Genomic DNA, 19,897 nt, shown 5'->3' with positions numbered 1-19,897 from the left:
AATGTAATTATGTTTTTACTTGGCTGGCTGCTGCAATGGCCCATCAAATAAAGATTTACAGCTTTCTATGTCTTTGCACGAAGCAAACATAAGCGCTTTAGGCAAGCTCGCATACAAATTTGTAATGTGTTGTTCAGCTGGATTATAAAAATGCCAATAACTAAATTGGTTTGAACGTTTATTTTCTAAGGCTTTAAAGAAATCTGTTTCATTAAATTTATTGTTAAGTTGAGTGCGAGGACCACCTTGCTCATGTGTACCGACTGTGGTCATGAGTAAAGGGGAATGATTTGGTTTCTGACTTTGCCAATGATTTAACTGCTGAAATAACATGCCTTGGTCAAACCAGAGGGAAGGGCTTGCAGCAAAGTAACGCTGAAATGCATCTGGCTTTTGAAAAAAATGATAAAGCACAAATAAACCTCCAAAAGAATGTCCATAAAGACTTTGTTGTTGGCTATTAATCGGAAATTGTTTTGCAATTGTAGGCTTGAGTTCGCTATTTAAAAAAGTAATAAACTGATCAGCACCCCCATATTTATATTTACCTTGTGCTTGAAATTCAGCAGAAGGTTTTGGAGTGTAATCATAAGCACGCTTTTGCACATCAAAGGTTTTTTGCTGAGGGTAACCAACCGCTACTATCATGAGTGGATCTAGTCCTAATTTGGTAGAACCAGCGCCAATCGACTGAGCAATATTGGCAGCACTTGGAAATGTAGCATTTCCATCTAATATATAAAGTACTGGATATCCATGTTGGGGCGGGGTGACAGGCGGTTTATAAATTTGAATAAGATAATCATGGCCTGTATTTTTAGATTTAATTTGAAATTGAGCCTGATTATTTTGAAAAACGATTTTTGGTTGATTTTGTATAGGCGTTTGGGCGAAGGTAGAACAGCTTATTAAAGTACTCAATAAAAAACTAGTAGATAAAAGGAAAAATGATCTTTGCATAATGGGCGATAATAAAATTTATTATACAAATGATAAATGAAAATCATTATCAAATAAAGTAATCAAGAAATGGAAGCAAAAAGGTTAATGAAAAAAGCTCTTACAGCTATATTGCCTAACAAATCAAAGCAGACTATTGTTATACTCTCGTTTAAAAGATGATTTTACTGAGGCTGCATTCTAATGATCAACGATGATCAAAACAAAACGACTTCTCTTAGTTTAGAACAAATTCGTGAAGATATTGATAGTGTAGATCAACAGATTCAAGAATTATTAAATCGCCGCGCAAGCCTTGCTGAAGCTGTTGCTAAAGCTAAATTTGCTTCTGAAGAGAATCCTTTGTTTTATCGTCCTGAACGTGAAGCACAAGTTTTACGCAAAGTCATGGAGCGCAACCAAGGTCCTTTGTCTGATGTCACCATGGCGCGTTTGTTCCGTGAAATTATGTCTGCTTGCCTTGCTTTAGAAGCTCCGCAAAGTATTGCATTTTTAGGACCGGAAGGGACTTTTACTCAATCTGCCGTGCTTAAACACTTTGGTAAAGATGCAGTTGTTCGTCCATTACCAACAATTGATGAAGTGTTCCGTGAAGTAGAAGCAGGTAGTGCACATTACGGCGTAGTGCCAGTTGAAAACTCATCTGAAGGTATTGTGAACCATACTTTAGATTGTTTTAAAACATCGAATTTAAATGTGATTGGTGAAGTTGAATTACGTATTCATCATCAATTCCTTGTCTCTGAAAATACACGTAAAGACAGTATTAAACAGATTTATGCCCACCAGCAGACTTTGGCTCAATGTCGTCAGTGGTTAGACGCACATTATCCGGGTGTTGAACGTGTTGCTTTAAACTCAAATGCAGAAGCTGCACGCCGTATTCGCAACGAATGGCATTCAGCAGCGATCGCATCAGATATTGCAGCAGGTATGTATAACCTTGAAATTTTACATAGCAATATTGAAGATAATCCGGAAAATACCACTCGTTTCTTAGTGATTGGTCGTGAAAAAATTCCACAAAGCGGCAATGATAAAACATCGTTATTGATCTCAGCACATGATCGTGCAGGTGCTTTATTAGAAATTTTAGCGCCGTTTGCAAAACACAATATTAGCTTAACAAGTATTGAGACTCGTCCAGCATTACCTGAAAAATGGGCATATGTATTCTTTATCGATTTAGAAGGACATATCGATCAAGAAAATGTTGCAGCAGCAATTAATGATATTCGTCCAATGGTAAAAGAGCTTCGTATTTTAGGTTCTTATCCTGCTGCCGTTCTCTAATTACTCATGTTGGAATGATGACATGCATCAAGATGGTCATGTCATTATGCTTAAAAACAAATTGCTCAAAGGTTTAAATCACTTTGAGCAAAAGCAAAGTTGAAGTTATGTCACAACCCCTATTTAAAAAAGTTGCATTTATTGGTTTAGGACTCATCGGGTCGAGTTTGGCGCGTGTTATTTTTGCAGAAAAATTGGCGACAATAGTTGTTGCATCTACACGCTCACAGAAAACTTTAGAAGATGCAAAATCACTTGGCTTAATACAAGAAGGATTTTCCGATCCTGTAGAAGCTGTGAAAGGGGCCGATTTAGTTGTTTTAGCCTTGCCAGTGCGTGCTACACAAAAAGTGCTTGAGCAAATTAAACCTTATTTATCAGAAACCACGATTGTAACTGACGTGGGTAGTACAAAAGGTAATGTCGTAGATGCAGCAAAAGCTGTATTTGGTGAAGACTTACCTACAGGTTTTGTGCCGGGACATCCTATTGCTGGTAGTGAGCACACAGGTGTTCATGCAGGTAAGGTTGATCTATTTGCAAATCATAAAGTGATTTTAACGCCATTGCCAACAAGTGCAGAATGGGCTGTTGATAAACTGATTCAACTTTGGTCTGCTGCTAAAGCTGAAGTCATTTGTATGGACGTTGCCAAGCATGATGAAGTTTTAGCACATACAAGTCATTTACCGCACTTGATGGCATTTAATTTGGTTGAGCAACTTGCGAATCGTGAAGATAATCTTGATATTTTCCGCTATGCAGCAGGTGGCTTTCGCGACTTTTCAAGGATTGCAGCTAGTGATCCACAAATGTGGCATGACATTTTCTTTGCCAATAAAACAGCCATATTAAATGCTGTAGATGGCTTCGAAAAGCAACTTACCGTACTTAGAAAATTGATTGAAAACGAAGACTCTCATGCATTAATGGGTTTACTCGGCCATGCTCAGGCAGCACGTCAGCATTTCAATCATATGTTAGCCAAAAAACCTTTAATGGAGAAAAATAAGGTGACACAGCAATTCAGTATCTTACCGGGAAATAAGGCATTTAAAGGTAAATTTACCGTACCGGGTGACAAATCTGTGTCACATCGCTCCATTATGTTTGGTGCTATTGCCGAAGGCACGACTCATGTCACTGGCTTCCTTGAAGGTGAAGATGCTTTGGCAACTTTGCAAGCTTTCCGTGATATGGGTGTAAGCATTGAAGGCCCTAAGAATGGTGAAGTGACCATTCATGGCGTGGGCATGCATGGTTTAAAAGCACCAGCGAGTGCCTTGTATATGGGTAACTCTGGAACCAGCATGCGTTTGCTTTCAGGTATGTTATCTGCACAAAAATTTGATTCAGTAATGACAGGTGATGCATCACTTTCTAAACGTCCAATGGAGCGTATTGCTAAGCCATTGCGTTTAATGGGCGCACAAATCCAGACAACAGGTGAGAAAGGTACACCACCTGTAAGCATTACGGGTGGTCAGCAATTAAAAGGTATTCAATACGACTTGCCAATGGCATCTGCTCAGGTGAAGTCGGGTATTTTACTTGCGGGCCTATGGGCTGAAGGTGAAACTTCAGTCACTGAACCAGAACCAACTCGTGACCACACGGAGCGCATGCTGCGTGCTTTTGGTTATGATGTTAAAACTGAAGGCAACAAGATTTCTCTTGTTGGTGGCGGAAAATTAGTAGGTACTAATATTCAAGTTCCATCTGATATTTCATCTGCTGCTTTCTTTATGGTGGGTGCTGCAATTACAGAAGGTTCCGATGTTGTTCTTGAAGCTGTAGGTATTAATCCAACACGTACAGGCGTAATTGAAATTTTAAAACAGATGGGTGCTGACCTGACCGTTGAAAATGAACGTATTGCCGGTGGCGAACCTATTGCTGATATTCATATTAAAGGTTCACGCACGCTTAAAGGCATCCATATGCCTGAAGACCAAGTACCTTTAGCAATTGATGAATTCCCAGCTTTGTTTATTGCAGCAGCGTGTGCCGAAGGGCAAACAGTATTAACTGGTGCGGCGGAACTTCGTGTGAAAGAGTCTGACCGTATTCAGGTCATGGCAGATGGTTTAAAAATCATGGGCATTGACTGCACACCAACTGATGATGGCATTATTATCGAAGGTAAAGGCAAATCTGGCGATTGGTCACCAATCTTTGCTGGCGGTGAAATTGAATCACACCATGACCACCGTATTGCGATGAGTTTTAGCATGGCAGGTCTTCGTAATTCTGGTCCGATTACAATTCATGGTACTGAAACTGTGGCGACAAGCTTCCCAACTTTCACTGAGTTGGCGAATCGTGCAGGTTTAACAATCGAAGTTAGCCAATAACTTTTGACCTAACACATTTTATAATTGCTAACACAATAGCAACGGCAGCAGCGGGCTAAAGGCTTGGCTGCTGTTTGTTTATTGCTTATGCTAAGTGCAGATAATGATAAAAGTGTTAGGATAAAGGATGAAAAAATTACAATTTATTGCCAGTTGCCCACAACATGGGGTGCTTGATCATCCACCAAATGAATGCCATATCACTCAAGAATATGTAGCGGCTTTACTGTTTAAACAATTGGGGCATTATGGTTTTGATGCACAGCATATTGTGCATGAACATGAAAAGGTGGAAGTCAGTATAGATAATCATCTTTTACCATTGTCTATTACTTGTCAGAAAACAGACCATGAAGGGCATTTGATGTGTGAAATCTCTGCCAATCCAGATGAAGAACAAGATTGGTTTGAGAAAATTGAAACACAAAGTATTATTCGCCAGCTTGCACAGGCTGTTGAAAATAGTTTGAAAGCTGATCATAGCTTTTCAGCATTTGAATGGAAAAACTAAGCGCACGGCTGTTAAGAGTTATTCATGAAGTACGGCTTTTAGAAAAGTCGTACTTTCTGTTTAAATTAAATATAAAAATACAAAATCTTTACTCAAATCTCTACCTATCTTTAATGCGTTGTGTATATTGAAATTATTACGATATTTACATAATTAGAGTGTGGTTTTCATGACACAAGTTAATATTGCAGCATTATCTCCTCAAGTGGTTTGGCAGCATTTTCAAACACTTTGCACTATTCCTCGTCCCTCAAAGCATGAACAGCAGCTTCGTGAGTTTTTAAAAAACTGGGCTGAAAGTCGGAATTTAGAAACATACGTAGATGAAGTGGGGAATTTGATTATCCGTAAGAATGCGACTGCGGGTAAAGAACATGTATCTGGAGTCATTCTGCAAGGCCATTTAGATATGGTCACACAAGCCAACACTGGCACAGTACACGACTTCTTTAAAGACCCAATTCGCCCAGTTCTTGAGGATGGTTGGTTGATTGCTAAAGACACTACTTTAGGTGCAGATAATGGCATTGGGGTAGCCCTAGCTTTAGCTGTATTAGATTCAAATGATATTGCTCATGGGCCAATTGAAGTTCTTCTAACCGTTGATGAAGAAGCAGGGATGAGTGGTGCACGGCTTTTAGAGTCTGGGATCCTAAAAGGGAAATGGTTATTTAATATTGATACAGAAGAGTGGGGGCAGTTATATCTTGGCTGTGCTGGAAGTATTGATGTTGAAGTAGAACAACCACTTACTTATGAACCAATCCCTGAAAATCTGAACATTGTGAATATTCAGGTTGCGGGTCTTAAAGGAGGTCATTCTGGCGTAGATATTCATTTAGGACGTGGCAATGCTAACGTTATTTTAGCCCGCTTTTTAAATGAGTATTTAGCAAAGCTTGATGGACGACTTGTGGAGTTTACCGGTGGTACAGCTCGTAATGCTTTACCTCGAGAAGCAGTGGCAACCATTGCAATTTCGTCTAACCGATTATCCGAATTAGAAAAATTACTTGCTGAATATCAAACAGTATGGAAAAAACAGCTACAGGGTATTGATGATAATCTGCAATTAACTATCCAACCGAATAGTGCTGAAGTAACAGAAGTGATTGCTCAACAACAGCAAAATGAATGGTTGCAAGCTTTGGCAACAAGTCCTTATGGCGTTGCAAGTATGAGTCAAGTTCTACCAGATGTGGTTGAAACCTCAAACAATATCGGGGTTGTAAAATTAAATCGAGAGGTCGGAAAAGCTGTCTTAATGGTTCGTTCAATGGTGAACCAAGAAGCTCAAGACTTTGCAGAAAAAATTCAGGCACATTTTAGTCAATTTAATATAGCTTCAGCACTCACACCGTTAGTGTCAGGTTGGACACCAAACCCTGACTCGGCGGCTCTAAAGTGCTTACAACAAGCCTATCAAAATGCTTTTGATATTGAACCAAATCTTAAAGTAATCCATGCGGGTTTAGAGTGTGGGATTATTGCTGAACATTACCCACATTTGCAGATGGTTTCATTTGGACCAGATATTCAAGGTGCGCATGCACCGGGTGAACGAGTAAAAGTTGATACTGTAGATAAATGCTGGAAGTTACTAGTAACTGCTTTGGCATCTGTAGAGTAATTTTTTTAAGAAATAAGAAGCTCAGTTATGAGCTTCTTAAACTTTCACCTTTACATGAAAATGATCTGGACTCAATTCGGTGAATTCGATTTCACAACAAATATAATTTTTAGTCGATTTTTAAAAGTTGTCCTGTTTCACTTAAAGTAAATTCGTCAAAATCATTCGCTAAATAAAAATGACCTTTATAAAATTGGCGAACTTCTTCGGCAATAGCTTGCTGCCCAGTTTTATCCTGATGTCTAGGGCTAAAGTGTGTCAGAATTAAATTATCTAGAGATTGCTGCTCTGCAAATTCAGCTACCATTTTTGCTGAGCTGTGCATTGGACCTTTTCCTACTTTATCTAAGACTGTTTGCAAATAAGTTGCTTCATGAATAAGTAATTGAGCATTCTTACAAGCATCGGCTAATAATTCTGGCCGATCATTATCACCACCTATAATTGCATGAATCTGCTGATTTTGAATTTTGATAAAGTCTTGAGATTTTAAAATTCGCCCCTCAAACTCAACATCGTAGCCTCGTTTTAAATGCCCCCAAATATCGCCTTTAGGTACGCCAAGCTGAGTTAAAGCTTGAATATCTATCTTCTTCTGGGTGGATTTTATATAAATACTAAATGCAAAACTCGGAACACGATGACTTAGTGGATGTGCTTGAATAAAGAGCTCATCGGTGAGCTGCTGTGGCCGAGTTGCTTCATTAACATCAATAAATTTTATTGAATAAGGCAAATGTAAGTCTGTAAGTTGAGCAGTGATTTTAAACCATTGTTGAATTTCTTTGGGTGCAATCACGATTAATGGTTTTGTACGGGCATTCATGCCTGCACTTGCCAGTAAACCAACTAGGCCATAACAATGATCACCGTGAACGTGTGTAATACAAATGGCAACTAGGTTTTGTAGAGAAAGTTTGGCTTGCTGAATGCGGTGCTGCGTGCCTTCACCAGCATCAACTAAAATCCAGTTCTTATTTTTACTGTTACGAACGGCTAATCCTGAAACATTGCGTGAAAGTGTGGGTACACCTGATGATGTGCCTAAAAAGGTAAAATGAAGCATATTCTTGGAATTTTTAGTCAAATGTTTAGAGAGATTATAGACATTTATAAAATTTTATAGAAATTATGGTGAACGAATAATAGCGACCGAGTGAAAAAATATTTAGCCTGATTTGGGTTAAGTTGGAATTATTTTCAATAATGACACGGCTTATAAAATGATGGGCATACTCTCAAGTTATGCCCATCAAATTACCGTTTATTTCATGATAATAAAACGTGTAATGATTTGGCGAAGTTGCTTTAAATAGCCTGTAAAGAAGTGGTTAGCACCCGGTAAAATCGTAATTGGATGCTTCTGTGGTTTTGCCCATGCAATTGCATCTGAAAGTAAAGTAATATCATCTTGCTCACCATGAATGAGTAGAATATCACCTTGAATTTCAGGAGTTTTATAGTGACGTAAACCTACTACAGTAGCTGTTGGTAAACCACATAAAATTAACTGTACAGGTCGTAATTCAGGTGCAAGCTGTGCAAAGCATTTTGCTAAAACATGTGAGCCAAAGCTAAAACCGCCTGCATAAAATGGTAGGCCTTCATGAAGCTTACGAACGTGCTCAATTACAGCTAAGATATCTTCAGTTTCACCATGGCCTTCATCATGAACGCCTTCACTGCCGCCTAAACCACGGAAACTAGGACGGTAAACAATACAACCATATTCATTAAAAATTTGGGTTAAAAGGGCAGGGACTTTATGTTGAGGGGTTCCACCTTGCAATGGGTGCGGATGACAAACAACCGCAAAGCCTTTGATTTCACCTTCAGGGCGGTCAACGAAAAGTTCAATTTTACCTACTGGACCCTGGATGAAAGTTTGCTCAGACATATAAGAACCGCTAAATAACAATACGTGATGCTATTTTACCGATAGTCGTCATTGAAAACACGAGTTAGCATTAAAAAATATCTACTGTTATAGTTGGTATTAAGAATAATTTTTTCAGGTTATGTATGCTTGCTTTAATTTCTCCTGCAAAAACTTTAGATTATGAAACAGCGTTACCTACAGATGAGTTTACTCAGCCTCGCTTGTTAGAATATTCAGCACAATTAATTGATGTTAGCCGTAAACTTTCTGCTTCGGAAATTGCGAGTTTAATGAGTGTTAGTGAAAAAATTGCCACATTGAATGCAGACCGATTTAGAGATTGGAAGCCCGAATTTGATTTTTCAAATGCTCGTCAGGCAATTTATGCATTTAAAGGTGACGTCTATACGGGTTTAGATGCATACCATTTAAAAGATAAAGATATTGATTTTGCACAGCAGCATTTACGTATGCTCTCTGGTCTATATGGTTTATTACGTCCTTTAGATTTAATGATGCCTTATCGTCTTGAGATGGGCACTAAATTAAAAAATACACGCGGTCATAATTTGTATGAATTCTGGGGTGAAATTATCACAAACCAGATTAATGAAGATTTGGCAGCAATAAATTCTGAATTACTTGTAAACTTAGCTTCGGATGAGTATTACAAGTCTGTTAATGAGAAGAAAATTAAGGCTGAAATTGTGAAGCCAGTTTTTCTTGACCAGAAAAATGGCAAATATAAAGTCATTAGTTTCTATGCGAAAAAAGCACGCGGTTTAATGGCTCGTTTTATGATTGAAAACCAATTAAATAAAGCTGAGGATATTAAAGCGTTCAACACCGATGGATACTACTTTGATGCTGATAACTCATCGGCAAAAGAATTGGTGTTTAAGCGCGATGAGCAAGTGGCTTAATTAAATTAATAATTTCACATGCCATGCGGCCTTTGGCCTCATATTTAATTTATTAAATTCTATATGGGTTATGCCTTACTTTTGAAAGGTCAAAAGTAACAAAAACCTTTGTTGAACAGAGGGCACATCCATGTGGCCCCTGTTCAACAGTGGCATCCATGCCACTTGGCACGATAGCTCTAGGTGCTTTAAAATTTAGGCAAAATTAATGATTACTTAAAGAAATAACCTGTTTCTGGCGAGCTTGCATTTGCCATACGTTTACGTGGCATACGACCTGCTAAAAATGCTTCACGACCAGCTTCAACCGCTTTTTTCATTGCAGAAGCCATCAGAATAGGATTTTGCGCAGCTGCAATTGCTGTATTCATCAACACGCCATCACAACCGAGTTCCATCGCAATAGCAGCATCACTTGCTGTGCCGACGCCTGCATCGACTAAAACTGGTACTTTCGCATTTTCTTTAATAATTGAAATAGTGTGCGGGTTTAAAATACCTAAACCTGAACCAATCAAACTACCTAAAGGCATAATCGCAACACATCCCATACTTTCAAGTTCTTGCGCAATGATCGGGTCATCAGAGGTATAGACCATAATCTCAAAACCGTCATCAATCAAAGTTCGAGCTGCTTTTAAAGTCTCGGTTACATTTGGATATAAGGTTTTTTCGTCGCCTAGAACTTCAAGTTTTACTAGGTTATGACCATCCAGTAGCTCGCGCGCTAGCATACACGTGCGTACTGCGCTGTCAGCATCAAAACAACCTGCAGTATTTGGCAAAATTGTATATTTCTCTGGCGGAATGACCGAAAGTAAATTCGGTTGATCTGGATTTTGTCCAATATTCACACGGCGGATTGCGACAGTTACGATTTCTGCACCACTGGCTTGAATAGCTAAATCCGTTTCATTTAAGTCTTTATATTTGCCAGTTCCGACCAATAAACGAGATTGAAAAGAACGTGAACCAATAATGAGAGGGGTGTCTTGCATGGATAACTCCGACTTAGCCGCCGCCAACAGCGTGAATAATTTCGATACGGTCATGTTGAGCAATAGAAATTTGCTCTAATTTGCTTTTAGAAACGATTTGCTGATTGTGCTCAACAGCAAAACGTTTTCCTTCAAGTGTCAACTCCTGAATGAGTTGCAACAGGTTTTGGCTAGGCGTGTCCGTTAATTCGCCATTTAAATAAATTTGCATGATCACATTCCGATTATTTTGCGTATTTGAAAGCATTCCAAGCCAAGACTAGCCACCCCGCAATCATTAAGGCTCCACCGATTGGCGTAATTGCACCTAATATTCGTGGTAAACCCAGCGCCATGATATAAAGCGAACCACAAAAGAATAGAATACCAATTTGGATAAGCAAGAAAGATAACTTGATTGGGAAATGAGGAAGAACCTTACTTAAAATACCAAGGGCTAGTAGGCCAAGCGCATGATAAAAAAAGTAGTCGGTTGCAGTCTGCCACCAAGCAAGTTGCTCAGGACCCGCGTGAGCCTTAAGACCATGTGCTCCAAAAGCACCCAACATGACTGCAAAAGCAAGATTAAGGGCTGAAATGGCGATCCACATAACAAAAAACGCAACTGAATAATGAAAGGCAACGTTAACATAGATTGGGTTGGCTAAACATAGCCAGATAAAACAAAAGGGCGAATCGCCCTTTTATTTTTAAATTTATTTTAGCTTGCTGACATGGCAGTTTTAATCTTTTCCATCGCATTCTTTTCAAGCTGGCGAATACGCTCTGCTGAAACATTATATTCAGCTGCTAACTCGTGAAGAGTAGATTTATCATCATCTAACCAGCGGCGTTGTAAAATATTACGCGAACGGTCATCTAACTGATCCATTGCATCATGCAAGGCTGAAGTGCTTTGCTCTTCCCAGTCTTCGTTCTCGACTAAACGGGCAGGGTCGTAGCGGTTATCTTCAAGATACAACGCAGGCGCTGTGTGTGGAGTATCGTCGTCGTCATCGCCTTGTGCTTCAAAAGCAGCATCATAAGCAGTTAAACGACCTTCCATTTCCAGAACTTGTTCTGGAGTTACATTTAAGTCATTCGCAATTGATTGAGCTTCTTCGAGCGTTAACTTTTTACTCGATTTCTTTAAACTACGTAAATTGAAAAATAATTTACGCTGAGCTTTTGTCGTTGCAATTTTGACGATACGCCAGTTGCGAATAACATATTCATGAATTTCTGCCTTAATCCAGTGGACGGCAAAAGATACTAGACGCACGCCCATATTTGGGTCGAAACGTTTCACGGCTTTCATTAAGCCTAAATTACCTTCTTGAATAAGGTCGCCTTGTGGTAGGCCATAACCTGCATAGCTGCGCGCAATATGAACGACAAAACGTAAATGCGACATTACCAGCATTTTTGCGGCATCAAGATCTTGGTCATAATAATAACGTTCAGCAAGTTCTTTTTCTTGCTCGGCCGTTAAAATAGGAATCTGATTGACAGTACTGATATATGCACCAAGGTTTACACCGGGCGCAGACAATGACAGGGGCATCAATTGATTGCTGCTGTCACTCATGAGTTCTCCTTATAGGATCGAATGGGATAACCAATAAATTCATCTTAATTTGAATCAGCTTCATAATTAAGGAAAATTGGGTAGAGAAATGTAAAATTTTATGCAATTTCTAATCTTTTAGTTTAGCAAAGAATTATTGAGTTTCAATTAAATAGTGAAATTCTCTTTCTGATATGTGTGTAGTTTGACACGTAAAATGATGTAAACCACAGTAACGAGTTACATCAATTTCACTATGAGGATCTGACGATTTTAATAAAAATTGTTGTTTGCCCGACGCTTTTTTAAGTTCACGTTTTAGCATTAACAATGGCATTGGGCAGGGTTGTCCAAGGGCATTAATTTCAATGGGTGCTGTATTAGAGGAAGTATTGCTCATTCATCATCAAAACAACTAAAAAAAATATTCTAACAAATTTTTAGTAAATGCAGCATATTTTATGGAAGAAGATCTGGCTAATTTCTATAAAAAATATTGTAATAAGCTGTTTAAAAAAAGAACTAAAAATAGGGGAAATAATTGAAAAAAATTCTATTAATTGTCATAAACCCATGTTAAGCTCGAACCGTTTTAGGATTTACCACACAATCAAATTGATTTAATAACCCTATAACAAATGGATGTAACCGGAAATTGTTGATAGTTTTACAGAATGATTACAAGCTTTAAGATTATAAATATTTTAAAACCTTGTTTGCTCTGCTGTTTGCAACACCGGAAGGTCCTTTTTTCAACATCTGAGGATTGACTTATGACAGCTCGTGAACAAGGCGTAGTAAAGTGGTTTAATGACACTAAAGGCTTTGGTTTTATTCAACGCAACGGCGGTGACGACGTATTCGTTCATTTCCGTGCAATCGTAGGTGACGGTCATCGTTCTCTACGTGATGGTCAACGCGTAGAATTTAGCGTTGTACAAGGTCAAAAAGGTTTTCAAGCTGAAAACGTTCAGCCTTTAGACTAAGACTAATTCATCTTTTGATGAATCATGGACGCTCCAATTTTTGAATTGGGGCGTTTTTGTTTATAATGATCTTCTCATTCGAGAGATTGTTTGTTAGAGCACGTATTTATGACATCTGGTTTTGAAACCTTGAATTTACATCCGCAACTTAAAAAGGCGATTGATGCTTTAGGGTTTACTCAAATGACCCCAATTCAGCAAAAGGTTTTAAAATATACATTAGCCGGGCATGATGCAATTGGGCGAGCACAGACAGGAACTGGTAAGACAGCAGCCTTTCTGATTAGTGTAATTAATGATTTACTCAATAATCCGGTTCAAGAGCAGCGTTTCCGTGGTGAGCCACGTGCCTTAATTTTGGCCCCTACTCGTGAATTGGCATTGCAGATTGAAAGTGATGCAAAGCTACTCACAAAATTTTCAGATTTGCACCTTGTAACATTATTAGGGGGTGTGGATTTTGATAAGCAAAAGAAACAGCTAGATGCTAATTTTGTCGATATCATGGTGGCTACACCTGGGCGTCTAATTGATTTTGTAGAACAGAAAGAAGTTTGGCTAGATCAAATTGAATTTTTAGTTATTGATGAAGCCGACCGTTTATTGGACATGGGATTTATTCCTTCGGTAAAACGTATTGTCCGTTATTCTCCTCGTAAGGAACAGCGTCAAACGCTCATGTTCTCAGCGACATTTAGTTATGATGTTCTTAATTTGGCAAGACAATGGTTGTTTGAACCAATCACTGTTGAAATTGAGCCTGAGCAAAAAACGAATAACGATGTAGAGCAACGTGTTTATGTTGTAGCTAAACAAGATAAATATCGTTTACTGCAAGATATCTTGCGTGAAGAGCCAATCGATAAGGTCATGATTTTTGCTAATCGACGTGACCAAGTCCGCCGTCTTTATGATCATTTAAAGAAAGATGGATATAGAGTTGGTATGCTTTCTGGTGAGATTGCTCAAGATAAACGTTTAAAAATGTTAGAGCAATTTAAGCAAGGTAAACATAATATTATGATTGCGACAGATGTTGCTGGTCGTGGTATTCATGTGGATGGCGTGTCGCATGTCATCAACTTTACATTGCCTGAACAATCTGATGATTATGTACACCGTATTGGTCGTACAGGTCGTGCTGGCTCACAAGGGGTAAGTATTAGTTTCTTATCTGAAGATGATGCCTTTTATTTACCCGAAATTGAAAAAGCAATTGGTAAAAAATTACCACTGACCAGATTAGATGGTTATTGCTAATAAAAAAATCCCAATCATTTGATTGGGATTTTTTTTTGATTAATTAATTTTACAATAGAAAGTAAGCGTTGTTTGGTAGTCATCATCTTTTGCTAAAGATGCATTTTTACCAGTTAATGTACCAATAACACCTGCTGCTGCTTCAACCATTTGACCGGTTTTTTCACTTACAACATCTTTTAATACACCGTTATATGTTGTTTTTTCATCTACAACGACTGGTGTAGTGCTTTTTGAGCAAGTTTTTTGAGCTGCAGTAATCGCATTATTTTTTGCAATTAAATTGGTTTTGCCAATACCTGTAACTTCAAACTGATTATTTTCTTTTTGAACTGCTAAAGTATTTTTAGGAGTAGTTGCGCAAGCACCAAGTAATAAAACAACACCGCTCATTGCGCTCGCTAAAATTATTTTTTTCATAATGCACCTAAAGTTAATCGCTAAAAGACATAGCTATTTGAACATAAGTTTTCTAGTTGATTTTGAAGACGTTGTATGAGTTTTGATGTTTTGTATTAAAAAATGTCAAAGTGAGAGTTCGCTAATTTTATAAGCTAGATTCAATGGTGGATTAACGGTAGATTATGCTAATCTATTTTGAATTTTTGAGTTAGATCAATATTAATGACGGAATCAGCAATACAAATAATTCACCAAAATATTCATCAGCGTCAGTCTATTGGCCAATTAGTTGAGCCAGCTCCAAGTACAGAGCAATTAGAGTTAGCTTTCCAAGCAGCTTTGACTGCTCCAGATCATCATAGACTTAAGCCAACGCGTTTTGTGGTTATTTCAGGCGAACAACGTGGTGCTTTTGGTGAAGTTTTAGCAAAGGCTCTAGCAGATTTAGGTGAAACTGATCCCGCTCAACTCGAACGTGTTAAACAACATCCTTTTCGCGCACCATTACTCATTTTAGCGCTTACACAACTACAAGATCATCCGAAAGTACCGCATTTCGAACAAATCTTAAGTACGGGTGCTGCAGTACAAAATCTTTTATTATCTCTGCAAGCCCAAGGTTTTTCGACCATGTGGCGTAGTGGTGCAGTTGTCGAATCAAATTGGTTAAAACAGCATTTAGGTCTGCAACCTCGTGATTTAATTTCAGGTATTATTTACGTCGGCACAGCAGCTAAAGTAATTGCACCGCGTGCAGATATTGAAAGTAAAGAATTCGTAAAAGTTTGGCAGGCTTAAGCGTCTGTAGAAGTAAGAAATAGGATAATAAAAGATGGCTGAATTTAAGTTTACAGATTTGGTGGAACCTGTTGCGGTTGATAAAAAAACCGCTTTACGTATTACCGTTCTAGGGGGAGGAAGCTTTGGAACGGCTATGGCAAATTTAGCTGCACGTAATGGTTGCGATACCATGATCTGGATTCGTGACGCCGAAACAGCTGAGGAAATTAATAAAACACACATTAATAAACGTTATTTGCCAGATTTTATTTTAGAGTCATCATTACGCGCTGTGTCTGATCTTGAACAAGCTGTATGTGACCGAGATATTATTTTAGTCGCTATTCCAAGTCACTCATTCCGTGATGTTTTAAAACAAATCGCTCCTTATATTACTGCACAAGCGGTTGTGTCTTTAACCAAAGGCGTTGAAGCTAAAACTTTCAGCTTCATGAGCGATATTATTCGTGAAGAATTACCTGAAGTTCCCTATGGTGTGCTATCAGGTCCAAACCTTGCAAAAGAAATTATGGCAGGTATGCCATCTGGTACTGTTATTGCCAGTGATTCTGAGCTGGTTCGTTATGCTGTGCAACATGCTCTGCATAGTGCTTTATTCCGTGTTTTTGGTAGTGATGATGTACACGGAGTGGAGTTAGGTGGTGCGCTTAAAAATATTTATGCGGTTGCAATGGGAATTGGTGCCGCTTACAAAATTGGTGAAAACACCAAGAGTATGATTTTAACGCGTGCTTTGGCTGAGATGAGCCGTTTTGCAGTAAAACAAGGTGCAAATCCGCTTACATTCTTGGGATTGTCAGGTGTTGGTGATTTATTCGCGACTTGTAATAGCCCTTTAAGCCGTAATTATCAGATTGGTTATGCTTTAGGTTCGGGTAAAACGCTGGATCAGGCGAGTAAAGAGTTGGGGCAGACAGCGGAAGGCATCAATACAATTGTTCAGGTGCGTGGTAAAGCAGAAGAATTAGATGTTTATATGCCTATTACTAATGCTTTATATGAAGTTATTTTTGAAGGGGCGCCTCCTTTAAATATTGCATTATCTCTTATGAAAAACGGACACCGTAGTGATGTTGAATTTGTTTTACCTCATCACGAAGTCTGAAGAAGAAATGTCATAAATTGTGGTTATAATGCAGGAATTATTAACAAGGAAAATTTATGCAACTGACATTGGTTCGCCATGGGGAAGCCGCTCCACCTGTAAATGGTAACGACACTAAACGCCCTCTTACTGCTCGTGGACATGCTCAAGCAGAACAGACAGCAACATTTTTAAAAGATATTGTTAAGCCTGATATTTTTGTAGTTAGTCCTTTGTTACGTGCTCAAGAGACATTGGCACATATTCAAGCGTACTTTAAAGATGTGCCTGTGTTGTTATGCGATAAAATTAAACCGGATGATAACGCCAAAGAGGCAGTCGAGTGGTTGTCTCAGATTCCTTATGAGTCAATTGTGGTCGTGTGTCATATGAATGTAGTAGGGCATATTGCTGAACTCCTGACCCATGAAAACTTTAATCCATTTGCACTGGCTGAAGCTCGAATTTATGATCAGGCTGTGATTGCAACTGGTTTATCAACACAAAAAAATAGTTTTATACCCACAATATAATTAAAAAGGTTATTTAGCCCATTATGCTGTATTTATGGATGCCTGAAACCAATGGAATATGGCATTGGTCTAACGGAGAAAACTGGTTGCAGGCTGAAAGTCTCGATCAATTAATACAAGACCTACAATTGCACCAAGGAAAAGAGGCTGTTGTCTTTTTTCCTAGTCGTCATGCTCAGGTATTCCAGCAACAAATAGCAAAGTCTCATTACAAGCAACTCGGAGCAGATGGTGTTAAATATTTGCTTGAAGAGTTTGTAACTTTGCCTATTGATCACATGAAAGTAGTTCATCATTTTCATGCTGATCAATTAACAATATTGGGCGTTGCAAAAACTACTGTGGAAACATGGCAACATGCGATGAATTTGTTGCCAATCAAGCTGGTTGCTTTGTTGCCAGACTTTTTGATTTTGCCGGAACCGCAAGAGCAGCAAGTTATCCTGTGTAATATTGACCAAAAATTACTGGCGCGCGAAAGTAAATGGGTGGGTAATTCACTAGATGATTTGGGATTGTTTTTGGAATTCCAGCCAGTTGAAACAAACTATCAATATAGTGGGTTAACGGTAGAACAATTAGAAAGCCTAGAAGCAGCTTCTAGTGTTGAGCAACGTTCAGAGTTTTTTTATCAGTTTCAAGGCTTAGATAAACCTAAACAGCATCCTTTTAATGTTTTACCAAAAGCCAAAGGACAAGAGCAAACTGTCTCAGGTTACTGGAAAGCATGTGCTGTTATTCTGTTAGCACTTATAGTGGTTCAGTTTAGCTATGATTTTTTGCGTTGGGTAAAATTAAGAAATGTAGCGAATCAAACAGCTGAGCAGACGATTGAACAATATAAATATTGGTTTGGTCCTTCTAGTCGTGTAACTGAACAAAATATAAAAAGCCAATTTGAAAGTCATTTAAGAATGAGTAAACAAGGCGATACACAAGCACTTTCTTTATTGAGTCGTGTTGGACCTATTTTGATGCAAAGACAAATTTTAGCTCAGCAATTAAATTATGATGCTTCTACACTAACCATGGCCTTGAAAGCAAAATCGGGAGATGATTTGCAAGCTTTAACACAGCAGCTTAATCAGCAAGGATTTAAGGCGGAGTTAGGTAATGTTCAAGCCGATGGTGGTGGGGCAATTGGGGTGGTGAAAATACAATAATGAAAATGTTAGCTCAATTGCAAAACCGCTTTGATCAGTGGATCGAACAAGTTAATCAATATTTAGACCGTTTGACTGTCCGTGAACGTATTATGGTGGTCTTTACTACAATTTTTGTTGTAGTGGCTATTATTGGGGCTTCACTTTGGAAAATGCATTCCTTAGCAGAACAGCAGCAACAGCGCTTAAATGATTTAAAAGATTTGATGGTGTGGATGCAAAGTAATGCAGTCACTATGAAACCTGCGAGTGAGCTTGAGTTAGGGCAAGCAGAAAAAATACAACGTGTAGCTCAACAGCAAGGTTTAACAGTTACTTCTCAGCAAAATGGCGAGCAGTTACAAATTATTGTTACTCATCAGAATTACGCAATTTTAGCTAACTTTTTAACCCAGCTGGCACAAATGGGCTTAAGCATTGAAAAAATGGAAATGGTTTCAAGTGAAGGTCAGATTAAATTAACAGCGACGGTTCAATAACATATTAAAATATGCTGGTCTTAAGCATGGTGTTTTGTGCTCCCTGTGCCTATAATATGCCTACCTAAAATCAGTAGATTGTGATTGGTATGTTATATTCACTTGCTCGCCCGATGTTGTTTAGTTTAGCACCAGAGCGTGCCCATGAATTAACATTATCTATGCTTGATAAAGCACATAAGTTCGGCTTACTCCGTCAGAGCGTAGAAGCGAAACCGACGACTTGTATGGGAATTGAATTTCCAAATCCAGTAGGTTTGGCAGCCGGTCTTGATAAAAATGGTGCACACATTGATGCTTTAGCTGGGTTAGGGTTCGGTTTTATTGAAATTGGAACCATTACACCTCGTCCTCAATCGGGTAATCCGCAGCCGCGCTTATTCCGTATTCCAGAAGCTCAAGCCATTATTAACCGTATGGGGTTCAATAATGATGGTGTTGATAAGCTGATTGAAAATGTCAAAGCTTCAAAGTTTAAAGGAATTTTAGGCATTAATATTGGTAAGAATGCTGATACTCCTGTAGAAAAAGCTGTTGATGACTACCTGATTTGCCTTGAGAAAGTGTATAACTACGCTTCTTATATTACCGTTAATATTTCATCTCCAAATACTAAGAACTTAAGAAGTTTACAAAGTGGCGATGCATTAACTGAACTATTGCAAACCTTAAAAGAAAGACAACTTGAGCTAGCTGAACAAAATAATCACTATGTTCCTTTGGTTCTGAAAGTTGCACCTGATTTAACAGCGGAAGATGTTGAATTTATTGCAGCGCAGTTAGTGCAGTTTAAAATTGATGGCTTGATCGTTACTAATACGACCTTATCAAGAGAAGGTGTAGAAAATCTTCCTTATGGTAATGAGTCGGGCGGTTTATCAGGCGCACCTGTTTTTGAAAAAAGTACCGAATGCTTACGTTTGTTTGCCCAAACATTAAAAGGACAAATCCCGTTAATTGGCGTGGGTGGAATTTTGTCGGGTGAACAGGCAGCAGTCAAACAGCAAGCTGGAGCAACATTAGTACAGATCTATAGTGGGCTAATTTATACAGGTCCTATTTTAGTGAAACAATGTGTTGCAGCTATGTCTTAAG

At 38.6% G+C, this 19,897-nt stretch carries 22 protein-coding genes; 13 read left to right on the top strand and 9 right to left on the bottom strand.

All coding sequences use genetic code 11. The annotated features are described in order from the left end of the window. Positions 1–15: 15 nt before the first annotated feature. On the bottom strand, positions 16–960 hold the full coding sequence (locus RMA94_RS16970; protein ID WP_311083810.1) for an alpha/beta hydrolase-fold protein: 945 nt from the start codon (positions 958–960) through the stop codon (positions 16–18). 183 nt (positions 961–1,143) lie between these two features. On the opposite strand from RMA94_RS16970, the gene pheA reads away from it, so the two are divergent. The 4 genes from pheA (at position 1,144) to RMA94_RS16950 (ending at position 6,748) form a co-directional block, all read left to right on the top strand. Continuing rightward, a complete protein-coding gene (gene pheA / locus RMA94_RS16965) occupies positions 1,144–2,253 on the top strand; it encodes a prephenate dehydratase (RefSeq protein WP_002049199.1) in 1,110 nt (369 codons plus the stop codon). A 107-nt stretch (positions 2,254–2,360) separates the two neighbouring features. After that, positions 2,361–4,607 carry a bifunctional prephenate dehydrogenase/3-phosphoshikimate 1-carboxyvinyltransferase gene (locus RMA94_RS16960; protein ID WP_311083809.1) on the top strand — a complete coding sequence of 749 codons (2,247 nt, stop codon included), beginning with the start codon at positions 2,361–2,363 and terminating at the stop codon, positions 4,605–4,607. Positions 4,608–4,734: 127 nt separating this feature from the next. Continuing rightward, entirely contained in the window at positions 4,735–5,118 is a 384-nt protein-coding gene (locus RMA94_RS16955) for a hypothetical protein (RefSeq protein WP_005068294.1), read from the top strand. Between the two features lie 169 nt (positions 5,119–5,287). Continuing rightward, positions 5,288–6,748 carry an aminoacyl-histidine dipeptidase gene (locus RMA94_RS16950; protein ID WP_311083808.1) on the top strand — a complete coding sequence of 487 codons (1,461 nt, stop codon included), beginning with the start codon at positions 5,288–5,290 and terminating at the stop codon, positions 6,746–6,748. 109 nt (positions 6,749–6,857) lie between these two features. Here RMA94_RS16950 and RMA94_RS16945 read toward each other — a convergent pair whose 3' ends face one another. Both RMA94_RS16945 and RMA94_RS16940 read right to left on the bottom strand, forming a co-directional pair. After that, positions 6,858–7,814, bottom strand: coding sequence for a ribonuclease Z (locus RMA94_RS16945; protein ID WP_311083807.1), 957 nt, complete (start codon positions 7,812–7,814; stop codon positions 6,858–6,860). A gap of 198 nt (positions 7,815–8,012) precedes the next feature. Then, entirely contained in the window at positions 8,013–8,645 is a 633-nt protein-coding gene (locus tag RMA94_RS16940; protein ID WP_068929491.1) for an alpha/beta hydrolase, read from the bottom strand. Positions 8,646–8,770: 125 nt separating this feature from the next. Here RMA94_RS16940 and yaaA point away from each other — a divergent pair, with 125 nt between their 5' ends. Continuing rightward, on the top strand, positions 8,771–9,550 hold the full coding sequence (gene yaaA, locus RMA94_RS16935; protein WP_311083806.1) for a peroxide stress protein YaaA: 780 nt from the start codon (positions 8,771–8,773) through the stop codon (positions 9,548–9,550). A 212-nt stretch (positions 9,551–9,762) separates the two neighbouring features. Here the strand turns inward: yaaA and RMA94_RS16930 are convergent, their stop codons facing one another. From RMA94_RS16930 to RMA94_RS16910, 5 genes are all read right to left on the bottom strand, one after another. Then, positions 9,763–10,548, bottom strand: a complete 786-nt coding sequence (locus RMA94_RS16930) for a thiazole synthase (protein ID WP_001154366.1) — start codon at positions 10,546–10,548, stop codon at positions 9,763–9,765. A gap of 13 nt (positions 10,549–10,561) precedes the next feature. Next, positions 10,562–10,759 carry a sulfur carrier protein ThiS gene (thiS, locus tag RMA94_RS16925; protein WP_311083805.1) on the bottom strand — a complete coding sequence of 66 codons (198 nt, stop codon included), beginning with the start codon at positions 10,757–10,759 and terminating at the stop codon, positions 10,562–10,564. A 13-nt stretch (positions 10,760–10,772) separates the two neighbouring features. Continuing rightward, the gene (locus tag RMA94_RS16920; RefSeq protein WP_002115263.1) at positions 10,773–11,138 is read right to left on the bottom strand and encodes a DUF423 domain-containing protein; all 366 of its coding nucleotides are present in this window, start codon (positions 11,136–11,138) and stop codon (positions 10,773–10,775) included. Positions 11,139–11,248: 110 nt separating this feature from the next. Beyond that, complete coding sequence (gene rpoH / locus RMA94_RS16915; protein WP_002115267.1) at positions 11,249–12,115, bottom strand: RNA polymerase sigma factor RpoH; 867 nt, start codon at positions 12,113–12,115, stop codon at positions 11,249–11,251. Between the two features lie 133 nt (positions 12,116–12,248). Further along, positions 12,249–12,494 carry a sulfurtransferase TusA family protein gene (locus tag RMA94_RS16910; RefSeq protein ID WP_005068314.1) on the bottom strand — a complete coding sequence of 82 codons (246 nt, stop codon included), beginning with the start codon at positions 12,492–12,494 and terminating at the stop codon, positions 12,249–12,251. A gap of 373 nt (positions 12,495–12,867) precedes the next feature. On the opposite strand from RMA94_RS16910, the gene RMA94_RS16900 reads away from it, so the two are divergent. Next, entirely contained in the window at positions 12,868–13,080 is a 213-nt protein-coding gene (locus RMA94_RS16900) for a cold-shock protein (RefSeq protein WP_000126912.1), read from the top strand. 108 nt (positions 13,081–13,188) lie between these two features. Then, positions 13,189–14,340, top strand: coding sequence for an ATP-dependent RNA helicase RhlB (rhlB, locus tag RMA94_RS16895; protein WP_016140502.1), 1,152 nt, complete (start codon positions 13,189–13,191; stop codon positions 14,338–14,340). A 39-nt stretch (positions 14,341–14,379) separates the two neighbouring features. On the opposite strand, the gene RMA94_RS16890 is transcribed toward rhlB, so the two are convergent. Further along, complete coding sequence (locus RMA94_RS16890; RefSeq protein ID WP_005068317.1) at positions 14,380–14,760, bottom strand: hypothetical protein; 381 nt, start codon at positions 14,758–14,760, stop codon at positions 14,380–14,382. A 204-nt stretch (positions 14,761–14,964) separates the two neighbouring features. Between RMA94_RS16890 and RMA94_RS16885 the strand changes: the two genes are divergently transcribed. From RMA94_RS16885 to RMA94_RS16860, 6 genes are all read left to right on the top strand, one after another. After that, positions 14,965–15,540, top strand: coding sequence for a nitroreductase (locus tag RMA94_RS16885; RefSeq protein WP_075383628.1), 576 nt, complete (start codon positions 14,965–14,967; stop codon positions 15,538–15,540). 34 nt (positions 15,541–15,574) lie between these two features. Continuing rightward, the gene (locus RMA94_RS16880) at positions 15,575–16,648 is read left to right on the top strand and encodes an NAD(P)H-dependent glycerol-3-phosphate dehydrogenase (RefSeq protein ID WP_002115297.1); all 1,074 of its coding nucleotides are present in this window, start codon (positions 15,575–15,577) and stop codon (positions 16,646–16,648) included. A gap of 56 nt (positions 16,649–16,704) precedes the next feature. Further along, the gene (locus RMA94_RS16875) at positions 16,705–17,160 is read left to right on the top strand and encodes a histidine phosphatase family protein (protein ID WP_005068324.1); all 456 of its coding nucleotides are present in this window, start codon (positions 16,705–16,707) and stop codon (positions 17,158–17,160) included. Between the two features lie 23 nt (positions 17,161–17,183). Further along, entirely contained in the window at positions 17,184–18,323 is a 1,140-nt protein-coding gene (gene gspL, locus RMA94_RS16870; RefSeq protein ID WP_311083804.1) for a type II secretion system protein GspL, read from the top strand. Continuing rightward, a complete protein-coding gene (gene gspM / locus RMA94_RS16865; protein WP_005073507.1) occupies positions 18,323–18,802 on the top strand; it encodes a type II secretion system protein GspM in 480 nt (159 codons plus the stop codon). The genes gspL and gspM overlap by 1 nt, the downstream gene beginning before the upstream one ends. 89 nt (positions 18,803–18,891) lie before the next feature. Then, complete coding sequence (locus tag RMA94_RS16860) at positions 18,892–19,896, top strand: quinone-dependent dihydroorotate dehydrogenase (RefSeq protein WP_005068330.1); 1,005 nt, start codon at positions 18,892–18,894, stop codon at positions 19,894–19,896. The last annotated feature ends 1 nt before the right edge of the window (position 19,897 follow it).

This window comes from Acinetobacter sp. V115_6, from assembly GCF_031799025.1.
In the GTDB taxonomy this organism is placed as follows: Bacteria; Pseudomonadota; Gammaproteobacteria; order Pseudomonadales; family Moraxellaceae; genus Acinetobacter; species Acinetobacter pittii.
The sequence above is the reverse complement of the archived record's forward strand: the minus strand, read 5'-3'. Positions and strand labels throughout refer to the sequence as shown.

Bases quoted from the DNA above. Each gene is read 5' to 3' on its own strand.
- RMA94_RS16970 (WP_311083810.1), bottom strand. From the start codon at position 960: ATGCAAAGATCATTTTTCCTTTTATCTACTAGTTTTTTATTGAGTACT.
- pheA (WP_002049199.1), top strand. From the start codon at position 1,144: ATGATCAACGATGATCAAAACAAAACGACTTCTCTTAGTTTAGAACAA.
- RMA94_RS16960 (WP_311083809.1), top strand. From the start codon at position 2,361: ATGTCACAACCCCTATTTAAAAAAGTTGCATTTATTGGTTTAGGACTC.
- RMA94_RS16955 (WP_005068294.1), top strand. From the start codon at position 4,735: ATGAAAAAATTACAATTTATTGCCAGTTGCCCACAACATGGGGTGCTT.
- RMA94_RS16950 (WP_311083808.1), top strand. From the start codon at position 5,288: ATGACACAAGTTAATATTGCAGCATTATCTCCTCAAGTGGTTTGGCAG.
- RMA94_RS16945 (WP_311083807.1), bottom strand. From the start codon at position 7,814: ATGCTTCATTTTACCTTTTTAGGCACATCATCAGGTGTACCCACACTT.
- RMA94_RS16940 (WP_068929491.1), bottom strand. From the start codon at position 8,645: ATGTCTGAGCAAACTTTCATCCAGGGTCCAGTAGGTAAAATTGAACTT.
- yaaA (WP_311083806.1), top strand. From the start codon at position 8,771: ATGCTTGCTTTAATTTCTCCTGCAAAAACTTTAGATTATGAAACAGCG.
- RMA94_RS16930 (WP_001154366.1), bottom strand. From the start codon at position 10,548: ATGCAAGACACCCCTCTCATTATTGGTTCACGTTCTTTTCAATCTCGT.
- thiS (WP_311083805.1), bottom strand. From the start codon at position 10,759: ATGCAAATTTATTTAAATGGCGAATTAACGGACACGCCTAGCCAAAAC.
- RMA94_RS16920 (WP_002115263.1), bottom strand. From the start codon at position 11,138: ATGTGGATCGCCATTTCAGCCCTTAATCTTGCTTTTGCAGTCATGTTG.
- rpoH (WP_002115267.1), bottom strand. From the start codon at position 12,115: ATGAGTGACAGCAGCAATCAATTGATGCCCCTGTCATTGTCTGCGCCC.
- RMA94_RS16910 (WP_005068314.1), bottom strand. From the start codon at position 12,494: ATGAGCAATACTTCCTCTAATACAGCACCCATTGAAATTAATGCCCTT.
- RMA94_RS16900 (WP_000126912.1), top strand. From the start codon at position 12,868: ATGACAGCTCGTGAACAAGGCGTAGTAAAGTGGTTTAATGACACTAAA.
- rhlB (WP_016140502.1), top strand. From the start codon at position 13,189: ATGACATCTGGTTTTGAAACCTTGAATTTACATCCGCAACTTAAAAAG.
- RMA94_RS16890 (WP_005068317.1), bottom strand. From the start codon at position 14,760: ATGAAAAAAATAATTTTAGCGAGCGCAATGAGCGGTGTTGTTTTATTA.
- RMA94_RS16885 (WP_075383628.1), top strand. From the start codon at position 14,965: ATGACGGAATCAGCAATACAAATAATTCACCAAAATATTCATCAGCGT.
- RMA94_RS16880 (WP_002115297.1), top strand. From the start codon at position 15,575: ATGGCTGAATTTAAGTTTACAGATTTGGTGGAACCTGTTGCGGTTGAT.
- RMA94_RS16875 (WP_005068324.1), top strand. From the start codon at position 16,705: ATGCAACTGACATTGGTTCGCCATGGGGAAGCCGCTCCACCTGTAAAT.
- gspL (WP_311083804.1), top strand. From the start codon at position 17,184: ATGCTGTATTTATGGATGCCTGAAACCAATGGAATATGGCATTGGTCT.
- gspM (WP_005073507.1), top strand. From the start codon at position 18,323: ATGAAAATGTTAGCTCAATTGCAAAACCGCTTTGATCAGTGGATCGAA.
- RMA94_RS16860 (WP_005068330.1), top strand. From the start codon at position 18,892: ATGTTATATTCACTTGCTCGCCCGATGTTGTTTAGTTTAGCACCAGAG.